Source organism: Streptomyces mabaensis (genome assembly GCF_053763515.1).
In genome coordinates, this window is sequence record NZ_JBSOPZ010000015.1 from 25,907 (window position 1) to 47,934 (window position 22,028).

Genomic DNA, 22,028 nt, shown 5'->3' on the forward strand with positions numbered 1-22,028 from the left:
CGAAAAACTACAAGCACGTGGGTTATGGCACAAGGGCCGTGCGCGGGCGTGATGACGGGTGCGACGCGAGGAGGAGGAGCAGTGGCAGCAGAGGGCGCACCGCTGATGCGTGCCACCCTGATCTCTCCCCTCACGGCGGCGGGGCGGAGTGACGAGGTCGTCCAGCGGATCAGCGAGGCCATCCACCTGGGGCTGGTCGTCGACGGCGAACAGCTGCCCACCGAGGTGGAGTTCGCCAACCAGCTCGGGGTGTCGCCGATGACCCTGCGGGAGGCTCTGGCCGTACTGCGCGATCAGGGGCTGGTCGAGACCCGCCGCGGCCGCACCGGCGGCACGTTCGTCCGCCGGCCGGCGAATCCGCCGCTCAGGCCCCTGGAGGAGCGGATCCGGTCCACGACCGTCTCGGAGCTCCGCGACCTGGCCGACGAGCAGTTCGCCGTGTCCGGCGCCTCGGCCATGCTGGCTGCCGAGCGCGCCTCGGCGGCCGGCCTGCGGCGCCTGCTGAACCTCGTCGAGCAGCTGTCGCGAGCCGACGGGCTGGGCGCCCGCATCAGGGCCGACAGCCGGTTCCACATCGAGGTGGCGATCGCTTCGCAGTCGGAGCGGCTCACCCGGCTGGAGGTGAACCTGCAGTCGGGGACGGCCGGGCTGCTCTGGCTGTCGTACGAGCCCGAGTCGGAGCTGGACACGGTGGTGGCCGAGCACCACGCCATCGCCATGGCGATCGCCGAGGAGGACGGCGAGCGGGCGCGCCTGCTGGCCGAGCGCCATGTCCGGCGCAATCTGCGCCGGCTCATCGACCTGCATCTGCGGGCGGCCGAGCGAGAATGTGTGGAGGTGCCCGATGGTGTCTGAGAGGACCACGCCGCACGAGGGGCCGCACGCGGGTGCGGACTCCCCGGCGGCAGTGCTCGCCACCCTGCTGGAACGCGTGCGCGACCTGCTCGGAGAGGTCTTCTCCGGCCCCGAGGCCGTCGCCGCCGAGGTCGTCCGGCGCCGCCGCGCGGCGATGGCCTCGCACGACGTGCTCAGCGCGGCACATCTGGCCGGCCTCAGACCCACCGTCGTCGAGCAGTTGACCGCGCAACCGTGGGCGGACGGGCTCGGCTTCCTGGCGGCACGGCAGTTGCTGCCGGACCGCGAGCGGCACATCGCGTGGTGGCAGCGCGGCGCGGCGGACTTCGTACCGCTGCGGCTCAACCTCGACCCGGCCTGCGTGGACGTCTACGACTACTTCGAGATGGAGTGGTACGCGGCCGCACGTGACCACTCCCGGCACGCGGTGTTCGGCCCGTACGTGGACTACTCCGGCGCCGACCGCTACGTCTGCACCTTCACCGTCCCCGTGGTCGACGAGGTCTTCCTCGGCGTGGCCGGGACGGATCTGCGCATGAGCGACCTGGAGTCCAGGCTGCTGGTCCTGCTGCGCGGCGCCGGCTACGACGCGGTGCTGGCCGGCGCGGAGCGGCAGGTGGTCGCTGCCAACACCTCGCGCTGGCTGGTCGGTTCGAGGCTGCCGCGGATGCCCCAGGCGCGGCACGGCGTGTTCCTCGCCGCGGGCGAGGTGGGGCTGGACAGCGGCTGGGTGCTGGCCCTCGCCGCTCGCGAGTAGCCGGAGCCTCCACCGAGGCCGTCGGAGCTAGGGCCTGTCCGGCGGATCAGGGCCGGATAGGACGCGGCGTCTGGTGCGGTGCATCGCAAGGCGCCGGACAGGCCCCAGAGCTCCGGCGGCCTTTTCGCGTGTACCCCCTTGACTTTTAAACTCTGCCTTTAGAGTATTTCGCCCACCTGCTTGCCCGACAGATGGTTGGAGGCCCCGTGACGGGCACCGCACTCGACGCAGCACCGTACTTCGACGTCGCCGACCCGAGCTTTTCGATCAAGTCCGCCGCCGTGTACGAAGCACGCGAACGCAGCTGGTACGCGCGGACCAACTACGGTCTGGCGGTCCTTCGTTACGACGAGGTCAGCCGGCTGCTCAAGCACCCCAAGCTCCGCCAGGGCAGCGCCGCCTGGCCGGCCCACAACGGCATCACCGAGGGACCGTTCGCCGACTGGTGGTCCGGCTGGGTGCTCAACAAGGAGGGCGAGGCACACCACCGGCTGCGCCGGCTGATGAACCCCGCCTTCTCGCCCAGGCTCATCGGCGGCCTGGTGCCGCGGTTCCAGGCGCTCGCCACAGAGCTGATCGACGGCTTCCCGGAGCCCGGCCACTGCGAGTTCGTCTCGGAGTTCGCCGAGCCCTACGCGGCACGGGTGATCGCCCTCATGCTCGGGCTGCGCGAGTCCGAATGGCCGGTGATCGCCCGCGAGTCCGCCACCATCGGACTGGCCATGGGGGTGACCTTCCGCCAGGACCTGGCGAAGATCGAGGCGGCCCTGGCGAACCTCTACGCCTACGCCGACGAACTGATCGCCGCCCGCCGCCGGGAGGAGCGCGACGACTTCGTCTCCGCGCTCGTGCGCGCCCACCGCGACTCCGACAGCCTCAGCGACAGCGAGCTGCGAGACGGCCTGGTGCTGCTGATCTTCGGCGGCTTCGACACCACCCGCAACCAACTCGGCCTGGCCATGCAGACCTTCCTGCGCCACCCCGACCAGTGGCGGCTGCTCGCCGAGCGGCCGGAGCTGGGCGGCAAGGCGGTCGAGGAGGTGATGCGGGTGAATCCCACCACCACCTGGGTGACCCGCGAAGCGCGGGAGGACTTCACCTTCCAGGACCTCGACATCGCGGCCGGCACCACGGTCCACCTCTTCAGCGAGTCCGCGGGCACCGACCCCAGGGTGTTCGGCGCGTACTCCTTCGACATCGCGGCCGACCGCAAGCCGCACTTCGGCTTCGGCGGCGGTGCCCACCACTGCCTCGGCCACTTCGTCGCCCGCAGCGACATGAGCGAGGCACTGCCGCTGCTCGCCCGGCGCATGCGGGATCTCCGCATCGACGGCCAGGACGCGTGGCTGCCCGACTCCGGCAACACCGGCCCGGTCCGGCTGCCCATCGCCTTCACCCCGGCCGCCTGAACAGCCCCACCTCAACAGCCCCGCGACGGAAAGGAAAACCCCATGCAGGTCATCGTCGACCTGGCCAAGTGCCAGGACCACGGCCAGTGCGCCATCGCCGCGCCCGTCGTCTTCCGGATGGACGACGAGGGCAATCTCGTCTTCGACGGCAACCCCGACGAATCGCAGCGCTTCGAGGTCGAGGAAGCCGCAGACGTCTGCCCCGTCCAGGCCATCCTGGTCCGGGACTGATGTGGCCGCCCACACCGCCGCCCACATCGCCGTCGTCGGCGGCTCCCTGGCCGGCCTGCGTACGGCGGAGCAACTGCGGGCCGCCGGGCACACCGGTCCCCTCACCGTCCTCGGCGACGAACCCCACCTGCCGTACAACCGCCCGCCGCTGTCCAAGGAGGTACTGGCCGCACCGGGCGGATCCTCCGCCGCGCAGCTGCACACCGCAGTGGCCTTCCGGCGCCGGGCGCTGGTCGACGATGTCGACTTCCGGACCGGCCGGCCCGTTGTCGCCGCCGACCTACGGCAGGGCCGGCTCACCCTGGCGGACGGCACCGAGGTCGCCTACGACGGCCTGGTGGCGGCCACCGGGCTGCGGCCCCGCCGGCTCCGGCTGCCCGGCCCCCGGAGCGGCCGGTACGTCCTGCGCACCCTGGAGGACTGCGTCGCCCTGCGCGGTGTGCTGCGCCCGGAGGCCAGGGTGGTGGTCGTCGGCGCCGGCTTCGTCGGCTGCGAGGTCGCCGCGACCGCGCTCGGGCTGGGCTGCCGGGTCACCGTCGTCGAGCCCACCGGTGCGCCGATGAACCGCGTCCTGGGCGGCCCGCTGGCGCAGGCCGTCCAGTGGCACCACGAGGCGGCCGGGATCCGCTTCCGTACCGGTCGCTCCGTCGCCGGCGTCCTCGGCACCACGGAGGTCACGGCCGTCGACCTCGACGACGGCACCACACTCGGGGCCGACGTCGTCATCGAGGCCGTCGGCTCGGTCCCCAACACGGACTGGCTGGCCGGCAATGACGGGCTCGACCTCAGCGACGGCGTCCTGTGCGACAACCATCTCCGGGCCGTCGGTGCGGACCGGCTGGTCGCCGTCGGCGACGTCGCCCGCTTCCCCAACCCGCTCTTCGACGACCGGCCCCGTCGCGTGGAGCACTGGTCCATCCCCGCCGACACCGCCAAGCGTGCGGCAGCCACCCTGACCGCTCAGCTCGACGGCCGCGCACCCGGTCCCGCCCCCTTCGCCCCGGTCCCCTCGTTCTGGAGCGGCCAGCTCGACCTGCGGTTCCAGAGCTTCGGATCGCCGGCCCTCGCCGACGAGGTCCACCTGCACGAGGGCGACCTCGACCACCTGCGGGCGGGCGTCCTGGCCACCTACCACCGACGGTCCCGGCACGTGGGCACCGTCGCGATCAACCTCCCGCCCGCCCGCCTGCGCGAGCTGCGCGAGGCCTTCACCGCCCTCGAACCCGCCGTCTGAACCTCCCCCTGCGAGGAACCCCATGACGATCACCGTCATCCCCGGCGCGACAGCGCTGGACCGGCACCGCGAGCGCAACACCGACCAGGCCGCCATCGAGTCGGTCCGGGCCCGGATCGCCGCGGGCGGCGTGCAGTACCTCTACTACCAGGCCGTCACCATCTCCGGCCGGGTCGTGGGCAAGGTCGTCCCGGCCGAGCACCTCGCCCGCAACGTCGAGAACGGTGTCCAGCTCCACCGCACCGCCGTGTCGGACCTCCAGACCGACCGGGCCGGCCACCTGCTCGGCGGTGGCGCCGAGGCCGCCGAGTTCACGGCGGTCCCCGACCTGGACACCTTCGCCGTCCTGCCCTGGGACAGCAGCGTCGGCCGCTTCTTCTGCCGGCTCTACGAGCCCGGCCACCGGCCGGACGTGGGCGGCCGGCCGCTGGCCACCGACGTACGCGGCAACCTCATCCGCCTCCATGCCGCCTTCACCGCCCGCACCGGCCTGGAGCTGCGCAGCGGCTGCGAGCCCGAAATGACCTGGACCGGCCCCGGGCTGGACGCCCGCTTCCGCCCCGGCTCCAGCCCCGCGTACCACGTCGATCATCTGGAGCGCTACCGCCCCATCTACCAGAAGGTGATCGCCTACGGCCGGGCCCTCGGGCTGGACATGATCGAGGGCGACTACGAGGACCCCGGCCAGCTCGAGCTGAACTGGATGTACGACCACGCGGACCTGACCGCCGACCGGCTCGTCGTCTACCGCCAGATCTGCCGCCAGGTGGCGCGCGAGCTCGGCGTCACCGCGAGCTTCATGCCCAAGCCGGCCACGGGCATGATGGGCAACGGCTGCCACCACAACCTCAGCCTGTGGCGCGGTGGCGAGAACGTCCTGGCCGATCCCGGCGTGCGCGAACTGCACCTGACCGAGACCGGCAGGCACGCCCTCGGCGGCATCCTCTCCCACGCCGCCGGCGCCATGGCGGTCATGGGCTCGACGGTCAACTCCTACAAGCGGTACTGGGACTCCGGCCAGTTCGCCCCCTCCCGGATCAACTGGGGTTTGGACAACAAGACCTGCACGGTGCGCCTGTCGGCCAACGGACGGCTGGAGTTCAAGCTGCCGGACGCCATGGTCAACCCGTACCTCTCGCATGCCGTCCTGCTCGCCGCCATCGAGGACGGACTGAACCACCGGACCGATCCCGGACCGGCCCAGCGCGGGTCCGGCCACCCCGGCGACACCCGGTTCGGCAAGCTGCCGATGGCCCTCGGCGAGGCGCTGGAGGCCTTCGCCGCCGACCCGGTCGTCAAGGAGGCTCTTGGCCCCGAACTGGCCGATCTCTACGGCGAGTTCAAGCGGGACGAGTGGGCTCGCTTCTGCGGCGCCGTCACCGACTGGGAGCACATGATGTACGCGGAGGAGGCCCCGTGACCGCGCCCCTGCGCCTGGCCTGCATCGACTCCGAGGCCCCGCCGCTGTTCCACCTCGCCGACCCGGTGACCGGACGGCGCGGCTACGAACCGGCCGTCGGCGAGCTGCTCGCCGACGAGCTCGGCCGCCCGCTGGAGTGGGTGTGCCTGCCGTGGGCCGAAATGATTCCCGCCGTCCAGCGGGGAGAGGCGGACGCCGTACTGTGCGGCCAGGGCATCACCGCCGCCCGCTCCGCGCAGGTGAACTTCACCCGCCCGTACGCCGTCTTCCACGAATCGGTGCTCGTGCGCCGCGGCGATCCGGTGCGCGGCGCGGCGGACCTGCGCGGCCGCCGCGTCGCGGCGATCGAGGGCAGCACCAACATGGCGCTGGCCAGGACGTTCGAGGGAGCGCTCCCGGTGGCCTTCGGCGGCGGCTCGGACGACGTCTTCGGCGACATGCTGGCGGCGCTGCGGTCCGGGGAGGTGGACGCCGTGGTCGACGACGACGTGGTGTTCGTACCCCTGGGCGAGCACCCGGACTTCGAGACGGCCTTCACCGTGCGCACCGGCAACCGCTGGGGCATCGGCGTGGCCAAGGACCGCCCCGGCCGGCTGGCGGAGCTGGACGACGCCCTCGCCCGGTTCATCGCCGACGGGCGGCTGTCCGCGGCGTGGGCCAGGTGGCTTCCCGCGCTGGAGTACCCGTTCGGCGAGAGGGCGGGGAGGTGACCGTGCGACCGCTGGTGCTCGTCGTCGGCCGCCGCGCCGCCTCCGTATCGGGCCTGCGCTTCAGCGCCACCGTCGCCGCCGAGGCCGTGTGCGATGCGGTGTTCGCTGCCGGCGGTGAACCCCTCGTCCTGCACGGCGCGGACCGGCGCTGTCTGTCCGAGCTGCCGCAGCGGCTGGCCGTGGGCGCGGGCGTGGTGCTGCCGGGCGGTGCTGATGTGAGCCCCGCCCGCTACGGCCAGGATCCGCATCCGGAGACCGAACCCGACCACGACGAGCAGGACGAACTCGACCTCGCCGTCGCCCGGGCGGTGATCGGCCGGAACATCCCGGCCCTGGCGATCTGCCGGGGCCTGCAGGTACTCAACGTCGCCTGCGGCGGCACCCTGACCCAGCACGTCCCGCGTGGCCCGGTCGAGCACCGCGACTCGCTCCACGCGGTGACGGCCGTCCCCGGGTCGCGGTTGCACGCCGTGGTCGGGGCCGATCCCTTCGACGTGTCCTCGTACCACCACCAGGCGATCGCCCGGCTGAGCCAGGGCCTGCGCGTGGTGGCACGAGCGGCCGACGGGTGCGTGGAAGCGGTGGAGCACACCGGCGCCGATGTACTCGCGGTCCAGTGGCACCCGGAGGACCTGGCGGCCACGTCCCGGCCCGACGCCGCCCTGTTCAGCGATCTGATCGACCGAGCACGCACCCGACGTACGCGCATCCGAAAGGAGGTCGCAGCATGACCGCGACCCCGGACATCCAGAGCGCCCCGGACACGCAGAGCACCCCGGACGACCGGACTCCCGACGCCGTCCGGGCCGTGGCGCGGCGCGAGGAGCTGGAGAAGCGCTTCGCCGGCCTCTCCCTCGCGACCCGGCTGTACATCGACGGGCAGCAGGTGGATGCCCTCAGCGGCACGACCTTCGAGCGGGTCTCCCCGCGTGACGGGCGGGTGATCGCCCGAGTCGCCGCCGGAGACGCCGAAGACGTCGACCGCGCCGTGGCGAGCGCCCGGCGGGCGTTCGAGAGCGGTACGTGGTCGGGGCGGCCGCCCCGGCAGCGGCGCGTGGTGCTGCAGCGGCTGGCGCGCCTGGTGGAGGAGCACGCCGAGGAGCTGGCGCTGCTGGAGAGCGTCGACATGGGCAAGCCCTACACCGACGCCCTCGCGGTCGACCTGCGCGTCACGGTCCAGGCCCTCGACTTCTACGCCGAGGCGGTGGACAAGCGGTACGACGAGGTGGCGCCGACCGACGACGGCACTCTGGCCACGATCACGCGGGAGCCGCTCGGCGTCGTCGGGGCCGTCGTGCCGTGGAACTTCCCGCTGATGATGGCGGTCTGGAAGATCGCGCCCGCGCTCGCCGTCGGTAACGCGGTCGTCCTCAAACCGGCCGAGCAGTCTCCGCTGACGGCCCTGAGGTTCGCCGAGCTCGCGACCGAAGCGGGCGTGCCCGACGGCATCCTCAATGTGGTGACCGGCTTCGGCCCCACCGCCGGCGCAGCTCTGGGCCGCCACCCCGGCGTCGACGCGATCACCTTCACCGGTTCCGGGGAGGTGGGCCGGCTCTTCCTGCATTACGCGGCCGAGTCCAACCTCAAGCAGGTGTCGCTGGAGCTCGGCGGGAAGTCTCCGCAGGTCGTTCTCCCTGACGCGCCCGATCTGGCATTGGTCGCCAGGGCCGTCGCCGGCGGCATCTTCTTCAACCAGGGCGAGGTGTGCTCGGCCGGGTCCAGGCTGCTGGTCCACCGGGCGGTCAAGGACGAGCTGCTGGATCTGGTCGTCGAGGCGGCGCTCGGGACGGTGGTGGGCGACCCACTCGACCCCCGGACCGCCATGGGCCCGCTGGTGGAGGAGAAGCACCTGCAACGCGTCCTCGGGCACGTCCGGGGCGCATTCGACGACGGCGCCCGGGCGGTGGTGGGAGGCGGCCAGGTGCTGCGGGAGACCGGCGGCTACTACCTGGAGCCGACCGTCTTCGACCAGGTCGACTCCGGCATGCGCATCGCCCGGCAGGAGGTCTTCGGTCCGGTGCTCTCGGTCATCGCCTTCGAGGACGCCGAGGAGGCCGTGCGTCTCGCCAACGGCACCGACTACGGCCTGGCCGCCGCAGTCTGGACCAGGGATCTGTCAACCGCGCATCGCATGGCGCGGGCGATCAGGGCCGGCACCGTCTGGGTCAACTGTTTCGACGAGAGCGACATCACGGTGCCGTTCGGAGGCTACGCCCAGTCCGGCTTCGGGCGCGACAAGTCCCTGCACGCGCTGGACAAATACACCCAGCTCAAGACCACCTGGATCAGGCTGTGACCTCGTCGTCCCACTGGTCCAGCAGCATCTCGCCGAGGTCGGCGTCCGGTTCCCCGGCGCCGTCGTGCAGGGGCTGTTCGGACCAGATGACCTTGCCGCGGGGGGTGTAGCGGGTTCCCCAGCGATCGGCGAACCGGGCGACGAGGAACAGACCGCGGCCGCCCTCGTCGGTGCTCTTGGCCCGGCGCAGGTGGGGGGAGGTGCTGCTGCCGTCGGAGACCTCGCAGATCAGGCTGCGGTCGTGGATCATTCGTACCCTGATGGGCTGCCTGCCGTAGCGGATGGCGTTGGTGATCAGTTCGCTGAGGATCAGCTCGGTCGCGAAGGCGATCTCCCCCAGCCCCCAGGTGTCCAACTGCCGGGTGCACGCCGCGCGGAGGGGTGCGACGGACGCGGGGTCGGAGGGCACATCCCAGCCGGCCACCTTCCCGGGGTCCAGCAGGCGGGTACGGGCGATCAGCAGGGCGATGTCGTCGCCGCGGCGCTCGGGCAGCATGTCCTCCAGCACGGCTCGGCAGGTCTCCTCCGCATTGCGCTCCGGGTGGCCGGACAGGACACTGCGCAGCATCTCCAGGCCGGTGTCCAGGTCGCGTGGGCCGTCTTCGACGAGCCCGTCGGTGTAGAGAACCAGCCGGCTCCCCTCGCGCAGACGCAGCTCGCAGGTCTCGAACGGCAGCCCGCCCCCCGCGCCCAGCGGCGGGGAGGCCGGTACGTCGGGGAAGACCACCGCGCCGTCCGGGTGGACGACGGCGGGCGCCAGGTGGCCGGCGCGCCCGACGGTGCAGACTCCACCGACCGGGTCGTAGATGGCGTACAGGCAGGTGGCCCCGGTGAGCCTGGTGCCGTCGTCCTCGGGCGCCTCGTCGACGTCGATGCGGGCGACCAGCTCGTCCAGATGGCTCAGGAGCTCGTCGGGAGGCAGATCCAGGGAGGAGAAGTTGTGCACCGCGGTGCGCAGCCGTCCCATGGTGGCCGCGGCGTGCAGGCCCTGGCCGACGACGTCGCCGACCATCAGCGCCACCCGGGCACCGGGCAGCGGGATGACGTCGAACCAGTCGCCGCCGACCCCGGCCTGCGCGGGCAGGTAGCGGTGGGCCACCTCGACGGCGGACTGCTCGGGCAGCTCGCGGGGCAGCAGGCTGCGCTGCAGGGTGACGGCCATGGTGTGCTCGCGGGTGTAACGGCGGGCGTTGTCGATGCACACCGCCGCCCGGGCAGCCAGCTCCTCGGCGAAGGACAGATCCTCCTCCCCGAACGGATCCGGCCGCTCCGAACGCCAGAAGTTGACCAGTCCCAGCACCACGCCACGGGCCCGCATCGGCACGACGACCAGCGAGTGGATGCCGTATTCCAGCACCCTTTCGGCCCGCTCCGGGTCCTGGGCCCGCCAGCCGGAAGCGCGGGTCAGATCCGGCTCCAGCACCCCGTAGCCGCTGCCCAGGACCTCCGCCATCGGCGTGCCGGACACCACGCCGATCACCTGGCCGACGGGATAGAGGGGCTGGTCGGCGTGGAGGCCCCGCACGGCCACCCGGCGCATCTCGCCGCTCGGCCCGGCCGGTTCCTCTCCACTCAGCACCGCCTCCAGCAACTCGACGGTGACGAAGTCGGCGAACCGCGGCACGGCGACCTCCGCCAGTTCCTCCGCGGTACGCACCACATCCAGCGTGGTGCCGATGCGCACCCCCGCGTCGTACAGCAGCTTCAGGCGCTCCCGGGTCACCTCGGCCCGCCCCGACAGTTCCCTCAGCTCGGTGGAGTCCCGCAGCGTCGCCACACTCCCGCCCTGCCCGCCGTAGGGGGCGGTCGGCCGGACGCTGACCGCCAGCAGCCGGTCCCCGGTCAGATGTACCTCGTCGCTCACGGCACTGCTCGACGCCAGCAGTTCGGCGGTGTGCCCCTCCAGTCCCAGACCGGTGACGTGGCGGCCCTCGATATCGGCCGGGAGATTCAGCAGCCGCCGCGCCTCGTCATTGGCCAGCAGCACCCGGCCGTCACCGCCGACGATCACCACCCCCTCACGCACCGCGTGCAGCACCGCGTCATGATGCTCGTACATCCGCGTCATCTCGGCCGGCCCCAGGCCGCGGGTCTGCCGGCGCAACCGCCGGCTCACCAGTGCCGCCCCGCCCGAGGCCACCACCAGCGCTCCGGCCGCTGTCCCCAGCACCACCGGAAGCATGCGGTCCACCGCCCTGTTCACGTCCTCGATCGTGATCCCGGCAGCCACCAGGCCGACCACCGAACCGTCGGGGCGGGGGACGGGGACGACAGACACCACGGACGGCCCGCGGCTGGTGTCGTAGGTCCGCGTGAAGGGTTCGCGCGTCCGTGTCGACTCCGTGAACCCTTCGGTGTCGCCGACGCGGGTGCCGATCCGCGTCGGGTCGGGGTGGGTGTACCTGACTCCGTCCAGGGTCATCACGCTGATGAATTCGACGTCGGTTCCCCGCCGGGCCGCCTCGGCCCGCGGCTGCAGCACCGCGGTCGGATCCGGGCTCTCCAGTGCGTCCACGACTCCCGGGGCGTGCGCGAACGAGTTGGCCGCGGCCAGCGTCGTGTGGCGAGCCTCCGCCGCGCTGTCCCGCCGGGCCTGGAGCAACAGTGCCACGACCGCGGCGGCGACGAGCAGTACCACCATCGCCACCTGCAGGAAGAAGACCTGTCCGGCGACGGTGCGCACGCTCATCAACGAAGTCAGCCGCCGCCAGGGAGAGCGCCGCGGCGACGCATCGCGGCTGCCGGGTGACGAGACCGGAGATCGGCCGGAATGTCCGATCATGCATCTATTTCTAGCATTCTCGCCATCGGGGGGCGACTGCGTGGCCGCAGGGGCCGACGACACCCTGAGGGAGAGTCAGATCTTCGTGCCGGCGCACGGCAAAGGCCGTCTCCGCCAAGCGGAAACGGCCTCTGAACTGCGACAGCACCGTCGGGACGACAGGATTTGAACCTGCGACCCCTTGACCCCCAGTCAAGTGCGCTACCAAGCTGCGCCACGTCCCGATGCTCGCTGACCAGGGGTTTCCCCCGGCCGAACGCGCACCGAAACAATACCGCACTTCCCCGGGTGGTCGCGCACCGCTTTTCGCCGCGCACACCGCGACACGGACCGCCCTTGACCTCAAGCAAACTTGAGGTTGCACGCTGGGCCGCATGACGCAGACAACGTTCGCAGGCACCTACCGTTACGAAGATCTGCCCCGCCTGATGGGGCTCATGACCGGCGACGAGAAGCACGGTCCCGCCGCCACCTCCACCCTCGACGCCCTCTGGGTGCTGTACGACCGGGTACTACGGGTGACGCCCGCGACCGCCCTGGCGGACGACCGGGACCGCTTCCTGCTTTCCAAGGGGCACGGCCCGATGGCGTACTACGCGGTGCTCGCCGCCAAGGGGTTCTTCCCGGTGGAGTGGCTGCCGGGGTTCGGCTCGTACGACTCGCCGCTCGGCCACCACCCGGACCGCGTCCTCGTTCCCGGGGCCGAGATCGGCAGCGGCTCCCTGGGACACGGACTGCCGCTCGCCGTGGGTACCGCGCTCGGGCTGCGCGCGCAGGGGCTGACCGACCCGCGCGCGTGGGTTCTGGTCGGCGACGCCGAGCTGGACGAGGGCAGCAATCACGAGGCGCTCGCGTACGCCGGGCCGGCCGGCCTGGAGCAGCTGCACACCCTGGTGATCGACAACGCCTCGGCCACCCATGGCTGGCCCGGCGGTATCGCCGCCCGCTTCGAGGCCGCCGGGTGGTCGGCCGAGACCGTCGACGGCCGCGACCACGAGGCGCTGTACGCCGCCTACACCGCACCGCATCCGGGCCGGCCGCGAGCCGTGGTCGCCCGCGTCGAGCCCAAGAACGCCTGACTCCCCGAACCGACCTCCCCTCACTGACCAAGGACTCTCGGCCATGGACACCATGCGTGAGCGTTTCACCTCCACCGTCTCCCGGCTGCTCGACGAGGACCCGCGGCTCGCGGTCGTGCTCGCCGACATCGGCGCGGACGGCTTCGAGCCTGCCCGGAGGAAGCACCCGGACCGCGTGATCAACGTCGGCATCCGCGAGCAGTTGCTGATCGGTACGGGCGGCGGGCTCGCCCTCGCCGGCATGCGGCCGATCATGCACACCTTCGCAAGCTTCCTCGTCGAGCGGCCCTTCGAACAGGTCAAGCTGGACTTCGGCCACCAGGACGTGGGCGGGGTCCTGGTCAGCGCCGGCGGTTCGTACGACTGGCCGGCCGGCGGCTTCACCCACATGGCACCCGGCGACATCGCGCTGCTCGACACCCTGGACGGCTGGACCGTGCATGTGCCCGGCCACCCCGACGAGGCCGAGACGCTGATCCGGAACGCGGCTGCCGCCGGGGACGACAAGGTGTACGTCCGGCTGTCGATGCAGGCCAACTCGGCACCTCGGCCGGTGGACGGGGCAGGGTTCCTGACCGTACGCGAGGGACGCGGCGGGGTGGTCGTCGCGGTGGGGCCGATGCTGGACAACGTCCTCGCGGCGGCGGAGGGGCTGGACGTGACCGTGCTGTACGCCACGACCGTGCGGCCGTTCGACGGCGCCGCCCTGCGGGCGGCAGCCGGCCGGAGCCGCGCGGAGGTCGTGATCGTCGAGCCGTACCTGGCGGGCACCTCGACCACGGCCGTGAGTGACGCGCTCCGCGACACCCCGCACCGGGTACTGGGGCTGGGCGTACAGCGGCAGGAGCTGCGCCGCTACGGGCAGCTGCCGGAGCACCTCGCGGCCCATGGTCTGGACGCCGCCGCGCTGCGCGAGCGGATCAGCGGCTTCCTGACCCCGTGACCCCGTGGCGGCGACGGCGTGACACCGCGCCCCCGTATCCCGGCGCCCCCGCACTCCCCGCGCCCCGTACGGCCCTCCCTCCGTACCGGATTCGCTCAGCTCGCCGCCGACCTTCCCAACTCCGGGTGCGCGTCGGCCAGTCTGCGCGGAGCGACCTGCCCCCACGAGTCGACGAGGATGGCCCGGAGTTCGTCCTCGTCCTCCAGAGCCGCCAGCCTCACGCGCAGCCAGGCGTAGTTGTCGTCGTGCCCCTCCCGCACGAAGAACTTCTCCGGCTCGGCGGCGATCAGCTCGGCCCGCTCCTCCTTCGGGCATTTGAACCCCATGGACGCGTCGTCGTCGGCGAGGGCGGCGAATATCCGGCCCGCCACGCGGAACGTGGGCATGCCCCAGGAGAGCTTCTCCGACGTGTCGGGGAGCGAGAGTGCGATCGTACGTACATCGTCGGCGGTGGTCATCCACGCCTCCGTTCCGGATGGGAACCAGGTCCAGAACGACCGTAGCCCGCCCCACTGACAGTCGCCCGGCCGCTGCACCCGTCGCAGGGCGCGCGAGCTGTTTACGCGCGCCTGCCGTGCGCCGTGGTGACCCCGACGCACCTCCGTGCGCCGGATTGGTCCGTGGCACTGCCCACTCCCCGGCGCCGCGGCGGTCAATTTCAGTCGGGAACAGGGCTGAATCGGTTCTGCCGTGCCGCCTGAACGCCCGGCGGTGATCCCCGGGGACCAGGAAGTGTCCCTCAGTGCCACCCGTCGGCGAAACCCTTTGCCGTTGGCATGTGGCGAGCGGAGTTTCTGTGGGCATGCCTGCCGTTGGGAACTTCGCCGAGGAGGCCTCACGATGGACGACGGCTACTTCACCAGTGGACGGCACCGTCAACTCCGTGCCGAGGTGAGGCAGTTCGCGGAACGGGAAGTGCGCCCCCGGATAGCCGCGATGGAGGCGTCGCGCACGGTGCACACGGGGCTGTCCCGGATGATCGCCCGGCAGGGCTGGATCGGCGCCACGATCAGCCGGGCGCACGGGGGCATGGGGATGGGGCACCTCGCCAAGACCATCATCATCGAGGAGCTCGCGCGGGTCAGCGGTGCCATGGGCGCCATGGTCCAGGCCTCCCAGCTCGGCGTCGCCAAGATCGTCCACTTCGGCAGCGAGGAGCAGAAGAAGACCTGGCTGCCGGCCATCGCGGCCGGCGAATGCCTGCCGACCATTGCGGTCACCGAGTCCGGCTCCGGCGGCCATGTCCTCGGGATGACCGCGAGCGCCGTACGCGACGGCGACGACTACGTGCTGCGCGGCCGGAAGGTGTACGTCGGCAACAGCCATGTGGGCGATGTGCACGGGGTGGTGGCCAGGACCGCCCCCGGCTCCGGGGGGCTGACCGCCTTCCTGGTCGAATCGGACCGCCCCGGGTTCTCGCTGGGCCGGCAGCAGGCGGCCATGGGGCTGCACGGGTTCAGTTTCGGCGAGCTGCTCTTCGACGACTGCCGGATCCCTGCGGGCAACCGGCTCGGCGAGGAGGGTGACGGGCTGGCCGTGGCCTACTCCTCCAGCGTGCTCTACGGGCGGGCCAACCTGACGGCCGTCTCGCTCGGCATCCACCGGGCGATCCTGGAGGAGACGACCGCGTTCTGCGCGGAGCGCGTGCGGTACGGCAAACCGCTGCACGAGCTGCCGTCGGTCAAGCTCAAGCTGGGGCAGCTGCAGTCCCGGCTGATGACGGCACGCCTCGCCGCCTATCACGCGGTTCATCTGCTGGACCACGGCCTGCCCTGCGACGCCGAGCTGATGAACGCCAAGCTGGTGAACGTGGAGTCCGCGATCGACTCCGCACGCGACGCCATGGAGATCCATGCCGCGGCCGGGCTGCTCACCGACCGCCCCATCGAGCGCTATCTGCGGGACGCCCACCACATGTTCGCTCCGGCCGGCACCTCGGACGTACAGCTGCTGCGGCTCGCCGAGGTGGCCCTCGGCACCGCCCGGGGGCAGTGGTCGGAGCGCCTCTCCCGCCTCGTACAGCGGGAGCCGGCGTACTGAGACGGAGCCGGCGTACTGAGTCGGCGTACGGCGGCGCGCACTGAGGCGCGTAGCGAGCAGGCGCACCGAGCCACCGCACCGAGGCACCGCGTCAGATTCCCCCGTCCTCCCGGCGGTGGATCTGCTCCACCAGCTCCGCCGCCATCGACTTGATCGTCTCGAGCCCCGGCCGCCCCCAGGGCCGCGGCTCTGTGTCGACCACGCAGATGGTGCCGAGCGCGATGCCCGTACGGTCGATGAGCGGCGCTCCCAGATACGAGCGGATGCCGATCTCGTCGACCACGGGGTTGCCCGCGAAGCGCGGGTAGTCGCACACGTCCTCCAGGACGAGCGCCTTGCGCCGTACCACCACGTGCGGGCAGTAGCCGTGGTCGCGGGCCATCACCCGGCCCGGTTCGGCGGCCGCGGCCGCGGCGGCGGCAGCCCCCAGGTCCGTACCGCTGTGATTGCCCGACGGGGTGTGCAGGCCGGCGAAGAACTGCCGGTTCTCGTCGATGAAGTTGACCATCGAGTACGGAGCGCCGGTCACCTCTGCGAGCCGGGCGGCGAACGCGTCGAACGCCGCGTCCGGCCGGTCACCGAGTCCCAGTCGGCGCAGCCGCTCCACACGGACGGGCGCCTCGCGGTCGATCGGGGTCAGCAGCAGATGGCCGGTCGGGTCGTACGTCATGAGAGTGCTCCCTGATTCGACGCCGTGGTGGAAGTGAGCAGGTGCTGGACGAGGGTGACCAGGGTCCTGATCCCGGAGTTGGAGAGCCGGGCGTCGCAGAGCACGACGGGGATCTCCGGCCTGAGGTCGAGGGCGGCACGCACCTCGCTCGCGTCATAGCGGTAGGCGCCGTCGAACTCGTTGACGGCCACGATGAATCCGATACCACGGCGCTCGAAGAAGTCGACCGCGTCGAAGCAGTCCTCCAGGCGGCGGGTGTCGGCGAGTACGACGGCGCCGAGCGCGCCCTCCGAGAGCTCGTCCCACATGAACCAGAAGCGCTGCTGGCCCGGCGTGCCGAACAGATACAGCACATGCCGGGCGTCGAGCGTCATCCGGCCGAAGTCCATGGCGACCGTCGTCGTGGTCTTGGACTCGACGCCCTCCAGGCTGTCGGTCGCCACGCTGACCTGTGTGAGCAGCTCCTCGGTACTGAGCGGTTCGATCTCGCTGACCGCTCCCACGAAGGTCGTCTTGCCGACGCCGAAGCCGCCCGCGACAAGAATCTTCAGGGCGGTGGGGAACAGTGTGCCGGGAAAGAGTTCAGAGCCGTCGTCGAAGGCCATCGAGTACCGCCTCCAGGAGTGACCGGTCGTCGGTCGGGTTGTCGGAGAAGCGCGGGGCCTTCGCGGTGACGGCCCCGCAGTCCACCAGGTCGGACAGCAGCACTTTGGTGACCACGGCCGGCAGCCGCAGGTGCGCGGCGATCTCCGCGACCGACGTGGGCCCCGCGCAGAGCCCGAGCGCCTGCGCGTGGTCGGGGCCGAGATGGGACTGCGGGACCGTGCCGGTGGACATCACCAGGGAGAGCAGATCGAGTGCGGTCGTCGGACGCGTCCGGCCGTTGCTGACCGCGTACGGGCGGATGAGCCGGCCGCACGCCTCGTCCAGCCACGGCCGGTCGTACGGCGTCGGCACCCTCACTGCCCCGGCACGCCGGCCGGTCCGGCCCCTTGCCTGGCCGGGGTCACGAGGTACGGCCGTACGCTCTTGACCAGCATCGCCATCTCGTAGCCGAGGACGGCCGCGTCGGCCTCGCGGCCGGCCAGTACGGCCAGACAGGTCCCGGAGCCCGCTGTGGAGACGAACAGCAGGGTGGAGTCGAGCTCGACCACGACCTGCCGCACCTCGCCGCCGTCGCCGAAGCGGGCACCGGCGCTGCGGCCGAGTGAGTACAGCCCGGAGGCGAGCGCGGCCATGTGGTCGGCGCTGTCGGTGTCGAGGCCGTGGACCGATTTCACCAGCCCGTCCGAGGAGAGCAGAACCGCGTTGCGGGTGTACGGCACGCGCTGGACCAGACCGCTCAACAGCCAGTCGAGGTCGGACACCTGGCCGGTCGGTACATCGCTCGCCATGAGGGATCGACTCCTTGGGTTAAGGGGGTGGCGGGTCTAGTGGTCGTGGTGGTCGTCGCCGTGCTGTGCGTCGTGCGCTTCGCGGGCGGGTGCCGGCTGGGACTCGGCGAGGCCGATGCCTCGCTGGAACGCCGCCATCAGGCCCGGATCGTGGGTGACCGCCTGCTCGGGGGCCTTGCGCGCGGCAGGGGCGTCCCGCAGCTGGGGAGCCAGATGTTCCTGGCTGCGCCGCTTGGGCAACTGGGGCCGGCCCATGGTGCCGCGCACGACGCCGGTGGGCCGGGGGTCTGTGGCCGGGGGCGCCACGTCGGCCGCGGAGTGCTCCGGGGTGGCCGCCGGGACGGGGCCCGGGCGCGCCCCCGCCGGGTTCGGCCGGTCGTACTGAATTCCCCGTACGGGAAGGGTGAGACCGCCGGCGCTGGTACGGGCGGCGGGGGCCGGGGGCGGGCCGGGCTGCGGTAACGGCTGCGGAGCAGCGGCGGCGGGCTGGGCGGGTGCGGGCGGTGCGGGCGGTGCGGAAGCGGACGGTGCGGACATGGACCGGGCGGAGGCGGACCGGGCGGAGGCGGGCGCGGCGGGTACCGACGGGTGGGGTTCGGCGGTCCCGTCGTGGGCGGTGCGGGGCTCGCCGGTCTCGGGTTCGGCACCGAGCAGGCCCTGCGGCAGCACCAGCACCGCCTGGATGCCGCCGTAGATGTTGCTCTGCAGGCGGACCGCGATGCCGTGTCTACGCGCCAGCGCGGAGACCACGAAGAGCCCGATGCGCCCGTCCTGGAGCAGGTGGGCGACGTTGACCAGGTCCGGGTCGCAGAGCAGGGTGTTCATCTTGTTCTGCTCGGCGACCGGCATGCCCAGGCCCCGGTCCTCGACCTCCACGGCGAGGCCGGCCGTGACGTGCTGCACGCGCAGCAGCACGGTGGTGTGCGGTGCGGAGAACACCGTGGCGTTCTCGACGAGTTCGGCGAGGAGGTGGATGACGTCGGCGACGGCGTGGCCGCGCAGCGTTCCGTCGACCGGGGGCACCAGCTTGACCCGCGAGTACTGCTCGACCTCGGCGATGGAGGAGCGCAGCACCTCGGTCATGGTGACGGGGTGGCTCCACTGACGGCGTGAGATCGCGCCGCCCAGCACCGCGAGGTTCTCGGCATGCCGGCGGATCCGGGTGGCCAGGTGATCCACATGGAAGAGGCCTTTGAGCAGCTCGGGGTCCTCGACCTCGTTCTCCAGCTCGTCGAGCAGCTGGATCTCGCGGTGTACGAGGGACTGGAGCCGGCGGGCCAGATTGACGAAGACTTCGACCTTCTGGTCGTTGCCCGCGCTGCTGGAGAGCTGCGAGGCCTGGACCACGGCGGCCACAGCCACCTCATGGGCCCGGCCCAGCTCCTGTGCGAGCAGGTCGAACTCGTCGCCCGCGGGCGGGGCCGCCGGCGTGGGCGGGGCGGGCGAGGCCGGCGTCGGGCCTCTGCGTACGGGCGGCCCCTCGCCGCGCCGCAGCTGCTCCACCACGCCGCGCAGATCGGCCTGGCCGCGCGCGCTGGAGCGGCGGAGGGCGTTGCAGCGGTCCAGGACCACCCTGGCCGAGCGGTTCGCGCCGAGCGCGGCGGCGGCCAGGGCCGCGACGGCCAGCACGGCGCAGCCGCCCAGGAGTCCCCACAGCTCGGCCGTGGGCTCGGCGGAGCCGGCCCGGAGCGTGATGAGTACGGCGGCCGCACCACTGAGCGCGGTGGCCAGGGCGGGCAGAACGGCGGTGCGGAGGAGTTGGGGGCGTATGTGGGTGTCGGGCGTCGTCGGTACGAAGCGGGCGGCCGGCCGGCCGTGCCGTCCGCCCTCCCGGCGGTCGGCGCGCGCTGCGGGTGCGCGGAGTTGAGACATCGGCGTCCTCGGAAGTGGGCCCAGCGTTGATCACCGAGCACCCACAGTAGTCGGCAAAGTCGCCCTGCCGACTGGCAGTTGAGAACTTCCGCGCCACGCTTCCCGCTCTGGTATGACGCCTCGTACGACAGCCCGAATATGCCAGTGGCTACGTGGACGTGACGGCTTCGGGCTCGCCGGTCCCGGCCGGCGCACCCCCGGCGGGCTCCCGCGTGGGATCCACGGTGGCCTCCGGCCATCCTCCGGCGGGCACCCGCGCGACGGCACGCCACCACGGCTCGGCCGGTACGCCGTCGGTGTTCGGCTCGAACGGCTCACCGGGCCGCGGCAACGCGACCGCGGCGAGCGGCGCCAGGTTGAATGTGCCCCAGTGGATCGGCAGGAGCATCCCGCCCGGACCGCCTCCCTGCAGGTCAAGGTGGGTCTGCACCCCCTGGGCAGGCGTCATGCGAATGTCTGGCCAGGCACCGGGCAGCGGCGTATAGTCCGTGTGGTTCTTGGGCCACAAGATGTTCTCAACTCTGCGTCGTAACAGTCAGAGTTGGATGTCGCGATAACTGGTCCGATGGGCAACATGGCCCAATGGCACGTATGGGGGCAGGGTTCACAGCCCGTGCCGGTCAAGAATGGTCATCAGCTTGCGCCTGCGCTTCAGCTCCGCTCGCAGGTCGGCGAGGTGGGCGGTGAACTCGGCCTCGGTGCCCAGTGCCTGGTGACAGTCACGGGCGTTGCGCAGCAGCTGCGCCATACGCTCGTACACGCGGTCCCCGGTCGGCTCCTTCAGCGGTTCGAGCAACCGCAAGTACACGACGAGTGCGTCGGCCGGGCGCGTCTCGCGCGAGAGGTCGGCGAGCCACTGCCATTGCCGGTCGTCGGCACGGCCTGACGCCTCCCGCCAGGCGGCGTCCAGATCGCCGTCATCCAGCAGCGCGTCGATCAGCACGGGACCGCTGTACCAGCCGCCGCGCTCCCGGCGGGCGTCCTCGCGCAGGACGGCCAGCGCCGCCTGCCGCTCACTCTCCCAGCAGTCCGCGGCCCGGGCGACGGCGCGCAGCTGCTGGTAGGCAACGAGCGAGCGCTCCGCTCGGAAACGGTCCTGGCGGACCGCGACTGTCTCAGCCATCCGGCCCGCCTGCGTGTAGCGGGCGCACACGTAGTCGGCCAGACGGCCGTCGACGTGAGCCTCGGATACGATGTGCCGCAGTCCGCGCTCCCCCCACGCAAGCGCCTCGTCCTCGCGACCCGCCGCGTCCAGCTCCTCGGCGATGCGCAGATGCGTGGCACCGGACGAATCCAAGTCCTTCGCATACAGAGCGACCAGCGCGTCCACATCGCCCTCCGCCCTGACCAGGCGCTCCATCAGATACCGCTCCGCCCAGCCGCGCGGGCTGCGCCGCCGCGCCTCGGCCGCCAGCTGCCGCATACTGGTCATCCCGGCCCGCCCCAGGAGGTCCGCGTAGTCGAGCGGATCGAGGTCCGTCGCGTCGTTCCATTCGCCGAGCACGTGGCCGACCAGCCACTCGGCGAGCCGCTCCGGATCCGGCCGCGCCGCCTGGCACGCCTCCAGGTGGGCCTCGGCCACCGTGGTGACGGCCTGTCCGACCACGCCGTCCGAGTCGTCGATCTCCCCGTACACCTCACCGAGCACCCGGATCGCGTCCTCGGCCAGATCGACCGCCTGCGCCGCGTGTCCGCCGGAGGTCAGGGCGCGCAGCGCGTCCGCCGCCTCCGCGACCTGACGCGCGTACCCGGGGGCATCGGCGTACTCGACGTACCCGTACCGGGCGAACGGCCGCGGATCGATCAGCGCCATCAAGCGCTCCCGGACCGTGTCGAGATCGGAGCGCGCGGCCGCGCCCCGCAGCTCCAGCCTCCGCCTCAGCTCCCGGTTACCGGCGACCAGTTCCCGCACCAGCGCGAGAAGTTCTGCTTGGGTCAGCGCCGTGAGCCACGCCTCCAGGCCAGAGGCTCGCGCCCGGGCGGCGGCCCGCTGCCGCGGAATCGCCTCCAACTGCCGCAGCACGGTCAGTCCCACCGCCACGCAGTGCTTGCAGAAGTTGCCCTCCTGCCCGTACGGGCAGTCGCACCGCCCGGAGACTCCGATGCCCCCGCCGAGGGTGAGCTCCACCTCGTAGACGTCGGTGCCGTGCACCGTGGCGGTGACCGAGCCGGCGCCTACCTCCAGGCCACTCAGCGCGTCCAGATACTCCAGCCCTCGATCGAAGGACCGAGCCCCGGCCAGGGCCCGCAGATCATCCTCGCCGAATCCCACCACGTTCCGTGCCACACCGGTATTCAACCGCTCCCGCAGAGTGGCGGGTGCGAGATCCGCCGAC

At 72.0% G+C, this 22,028-nt stretch carries 20 protein-coding genes, 1 tRNA gene and 1 pseudogene; 12 read left to right on the forward strand and 10 right to left on the reverse strand.

Annotated elements, in window-relative coordinates:
• Positions 1 to 81: 81 nt before the first annotated feature.
• The 9 genes from ACWV17_RS15560 (at position 82) to ACWV17_RS15600 (ending at position 8,912) form a co-directional block, all read left to right on the forward strand.
• Positions 82 to 855 (forward strand): FadR/GntR family transcriptional regulator, encoded by a 774-nt coding sequence (locus ACWV17_RS15560; RefSeq protein WP_455360174.1) that lies wholly within the window; start codon positions 82 to 84, stop codon positions 853 to 855.
• Positions 845 to 1,612, forward strand: coding sequence for a cache domain-containing protein (locus ACWV17_RS15565; RefSeq protein WP_455360175.1), 768 nt, complete (start codon positions 845 to 847; stop codon positions 1,610 to 1,612). Before ACWV17_RS15560 ends, ACWV17_RS15565 begins: the two co-directional genes overlap by 11 nt.
• Before the next feature lie 206 nt (positions 1,613 to 1,818).
• Positions 1,819 to 3,021, forward strand: a complete 1,203-nt coding sequence (locus ACWV17_RS15570; protein ID WP_455360176.1) for a cytochrome P450 — start codon at positions 1,819 to 1,821, stop codon at positions 3,019 to 3,021.
• 42 nt (positions 3,022 to 3,063) lie between these two features.
• Positions 3,064 to 3,252 carry a ferredoxin gene (locus tag ACWV17_RS15575; protein WP_455360177.1) on the forward strand — a complete coding sequence of 63 codons (189 nt, stop codon included), beginning with the start codon at positions 3,064 to 3,066 and terminating at the stop codon, positions 3,250 to 3,252.
• A gap of 1 nt (position 3,253) precedes the next feature.
• Positions 3,254 to 4,486 carry an NAD(P)/FAD-dependent oxidoreductase gene (locus ACWV17_RS15580; RefSeq protein ID WP_455360178.1) on the forward strand — a complete coding sequence of 411 codons (1,233 nt, stop codon included), beginning with the start codon at positions 3,254 to 3,256 and terminating at the stop codon, positions 4,484 to 4,486.
• A 22-nt stretch (positions 4,487 to 4,508) separates the two neighbouring features.
• Positions 4,509 to 5,906, forward strand: coding sequence for a glutamine synthetase family protein (locus ACWV17_RS15585; protein WP_455360179.1), 1,398 nt, complete (start codon positions 4,509 to 4,511; stop codon positions 5,904 to 5,906).
• Positions 5,903 to 6,616, forward strand: a complete 714-nt coding sequence (locus tag ACWV17_RS15590; RefSeq protein ID WP_455360180.1) for an ABC transporter substrate-binding protein — start codon at positions 5,903 to 5,905, stop codon at positions 6,614 to 6,616. Before ACWV17_RS15585 ends, ACWV17_RS15590 begins: the two co-directional genes overlap by 4 nt.
• A 2-nt stretch (positions 6,617 to 6,618) precedes the next feature.
• On the forward strand, positions 6,619 to 7,347 hold the full coding sequence (locus ACWV17_RS15595) for a gamma-glutamyl-gamma-aminobutyrate hydrolase family protein (protein ID WP_455360181.1): 729 nt from the start codon (positions 6,619 to 6,621) through the stop codon (positions 7,345 to 7,347).
• On the forward strand, positions 7,344 to 8,912 hold the full coding sequence (locus ACWV17_RS15600) for an aldehyde dehydrogenase (RefSeq protein ID WP_455360182.1): 1,569 nt from the start codon (positions 7,344 to 7,346) through the stop codon (positions 8,910 to 8,912). Before ACWV17_RS15595 ends, ACWV17_RS15600 begins: the two co-directional genes overlap by 4 nt.
• On the opposite strand, the gene ACWV17_RS15605 is transcribed toward ACWV17_RS15600, so the two are convergent.
• Both ACWV17_RS15605 and ACWV17_RS15610 read right to left on the reverse strand, forming a co-directional pair.
• Positions 8,902 to 11,601 carry a SpoIIE family protein phosphatase gene (locus ACWV17_RS15605; protein ID WP_455360183.1) on the reverse strand — a complete coding sequence of 900 codons (2,700 nt, stop codon included), beginning with the start codon at positions 11,599 to 11,601 and terminating at the stop codon, positions 8,902 to 8,904. The genes ACWV17_RS15600 and ACWV17_RS15605 overlap by 11 nt on opposite strands.
• A gap of 243 nt (positions 11,602 to 11,844) precedes the next feature.
• Positions 11,845 to 11,918: transfer RNA gene (locus ACWV17_RS15610), tRNA-Pro, on the reverse strand.
• Positions 11,919 to 12,068: 150 nt separating this feature from the next.
• On the opposite strand from ACWV17_RS15610, the gene ACWV17_RS15615 reads away from it, so the two are divergent.
• A complete protein-coding gene (locus ACWV17_RS15615) occupies positions 12,069 to 12,773 on the forward strand; it encodes a transketolase (protein ID WP_455360184.1) in 705 nt (234 codons plus the stop codon).
• Positions 12,774 to 12,816: 43 nt separating this feature from the next.
• Entirely contained in the window at positions 12,817 to 13,716 is a 900-nt protein-coding gene (locus ACWV17_RS15620) for a transketolase family protein (RefSeq protein ID WP_455360185.1), read from the forward strand.
• 95 nt (positions 13,717 to 13,811) lie between these two features.
• On the opposite strand, the gene ACWV17_RS15625 is transcribed toward ACWV17_RS15620, so the two are convergent.
• Entirely contained in the window at positions 13,812 to 14,174 is a 363-nt protein-coding gene (locus tag ACWV17_RS15625; protein WP_455360186.1) for an MmcQ/YjbR family DNA-binding protein, read from the reverse strand.
• 382 nt (positions 14,175 to 14,556) lie between these two features.
• On the opposite strand from ACWV17_RS15625, the gene ACWV17_RS15630 reads away from it, so the two are divergent.
• Positions 14,557 to 15,756 carry an acyl-CoA dehydrogenase family protein gene (locus ACWV17_RS15630; RefSeq protein WP_455360187.1) on the forward strand — a complete coding sequence of 400 codons (1,200 nt, stop codon included), beginning with the start codon at positions 14,557 to 14,559 and terminating at the stop codon, positions 15,754 to 15,756.
• 91 nt (positions 15,757 to 15,847) lie between these two features.
• Here the strand turns inward: ACWV17_RS15630 and ACWV17_RS15635 are convergent, their stop codons facing one another.
• The 7 genes and pseudogenes from ACWV17_RS15635 to ACWV17_RS15665 all read right to left on the reverse strand — a co-directional run bounded on the left by ACWV17_RS15635 (position 15,848) and on the right by ACWV17_RS15665 (position 21,979).
• A complete protein-coding gene (locus ACWV17_RS15635) occupies positions 15,848 to 16,426 on the reverse strand; it encodes a GAF domain-containing protein (RefSeq protein WP_455356760.1) in 579 nt (192 codons plus the stop codon).
• The gene (locus ACWV17_RS15640; RefSeq protein ID WP_455356759.1) at positions 16,423 to 17,031 is read right to left on the reverse strand and encodes a GTP-binding protein; all 609 of its coding nucleotides are present in this window, start codon (positions 17,029 to 17,031) and stop codon (positions 16,423 to 16,425) included. Before ACWV17_RS15640 ends, ACWV17_RS15635 begins: the two co-directional genes overlap by 4 nt.
• Complete coding sequence (locus ACWV17_RS15645) at positions 17,009 to 17,383, reverse strand: DUF742 domain-containing protein (RefSeq protein ID WP_455356758.1); 375 nt, start codon at positions 17,381 to 17,383, stop codon at positions 17,009 to 17,011. Before ACWV17_RS15645 ends, ACWV17_RS15640 begins: the two co-directional genes overlap by 23 nt.
• 2 nt (positions 17,384 to 17,385) lie before the next feature.
• Positions 17,386 to 17,820 carry a roadblock/LC7 domain-containing protein gene (locus tag ACWV17_RS15650; RefSeq protein WP_455356757.1) on the reverse strand — a complete coding sequence of 145 codons (435 nt, stop codon included), beginning with the start codon at positions 17,818 to 17,820 and terminating at the stop codon, positions 17,386 to 17,388.
• A 36-nt stretch (positions 17,821 to 17,856) separates the two neighbouring features.
• Positions 17,857 to 19,692, reverse strand: a complete 1,836-nt coding sequence (locus ACWV17_RS15655; protein ID WP_455360188.1) for a sensor histidine kinase — start codon at positions 19,690 to 19,692, stop codon at positions 17,857 to 17,859.
• Positions 19,693 to 19,840: 148 nt separating this feature from the next.
• A pseudogene (locus ACWV17_RS15660) lies at positions 19,841 to 20,197 on the reverse strand (hypothetical protein); the annotation flags it as partial.
• A 99-nt stretch (positions 20,198 to 20,296) separates the two neighbouring features.
• Positions 20,297 to 21,979 (reverse strand): SWIM zinc finger family protein, encoded by a 1,683-nt coding sequence (locus ACWV17_RS15665; RefSeq protein ID WP_455360189.1) that lies wholly within the window; start codon positions 21,977 to 21,979, stop codon positions 20,297 to 20,299.
• Positions 21,980 to 22,028: the final 49 nt, after the last annotated feature.

Coding starts and splice junctions, on each gene's coding strand:
- ACWV17_RS15605 (WP_455360183.1), bottom strand. CDS start 11,601: ATGAGCGTGCGCACCGTCGCCGGACAGGTCTTCTTCCTGCAGGTGGCG.
- ACWV17_RS15640 (WP_455356759.1), bottom strand. CDS start 17,031: ATGGCCTTCGACGACGGCTCTGAACTCTTTCCCGGCACACTGTTCCCC.
- ACWV17_RS15615 (WP_455360184.1), top strand. CDS start 12,069: ATGACGCAGACAACGTTCGCAGGCACCTACCGTTACGAAGATCTGCCC.
- ACWV17_RS15600 (WP_455360182.1), top strand. CDS start 7,344: ATGACCGCGACCCCGGACATCCAGAGCGCCCCGGACACGCAGAGCACC.
- ACWV17_RS15575 (WP_455360177.1), top strand. CDS start 3,064: ATGCAGGTCATCGTCGACCTGGCCAAGTGCCAGGACCACGGCCAGTGC.
- ACWV17_RS15635 (WP_455356760.1), bottom strand. CDS start 16,426: ATGACGTACGACCCGACCGGCCATCTGCTGCTGACCCCGATCGACCGC.
- ACWV17_RS15585 (WP_455360179.1), top strand. CDS start 4,509: ATGACGATCACCGTCATCCCCGGCGCGACAGCGCTGGACCGGCACCGC.
- ACWV17_RS15625 (WP_455360186.1), bottom strand. CDS start 14,174: ATGACCACCGCCGACGATGTACGTACGATCGCACTCTCGCTCCCCGAC.
- ACWV17_RS15565 (WP_455360175.1), top strand. CDS start 845: ATGGTGTCTGAGAGGACCACGCCGCACGAGGGGCCGCACGCGGGTGCG.
- ACWV17_RS15655 (WP_455360188.1), bottom strand. CDS start 19,692: ATGTCTCAACTCCGCGCACCCGCAGCGCGCGCCGACCGCCGGGAGGGC.
- ACWV17_RS15650 (WP_455356757.1), bottom strand. CDS start 17,820: ATGGCGAGCGATGTACCGACCGGCCAGGTGTCCGACCTCGACTGGCTG.
- ACWV17_RS15630 (WP_455360187.1), top strand. CDS start 14,557: ATGGACGACGGCTACTTCACCAGTGGACGGCACCGTCAACTCCGTGCC.
- ACWV17_RS15620 (WP_455360185.1), top strand. CDS start 12,817: ATGGACACCATGCGTGAGCGTTTCACCTCCACCGTCTCCCGGCTGCTC.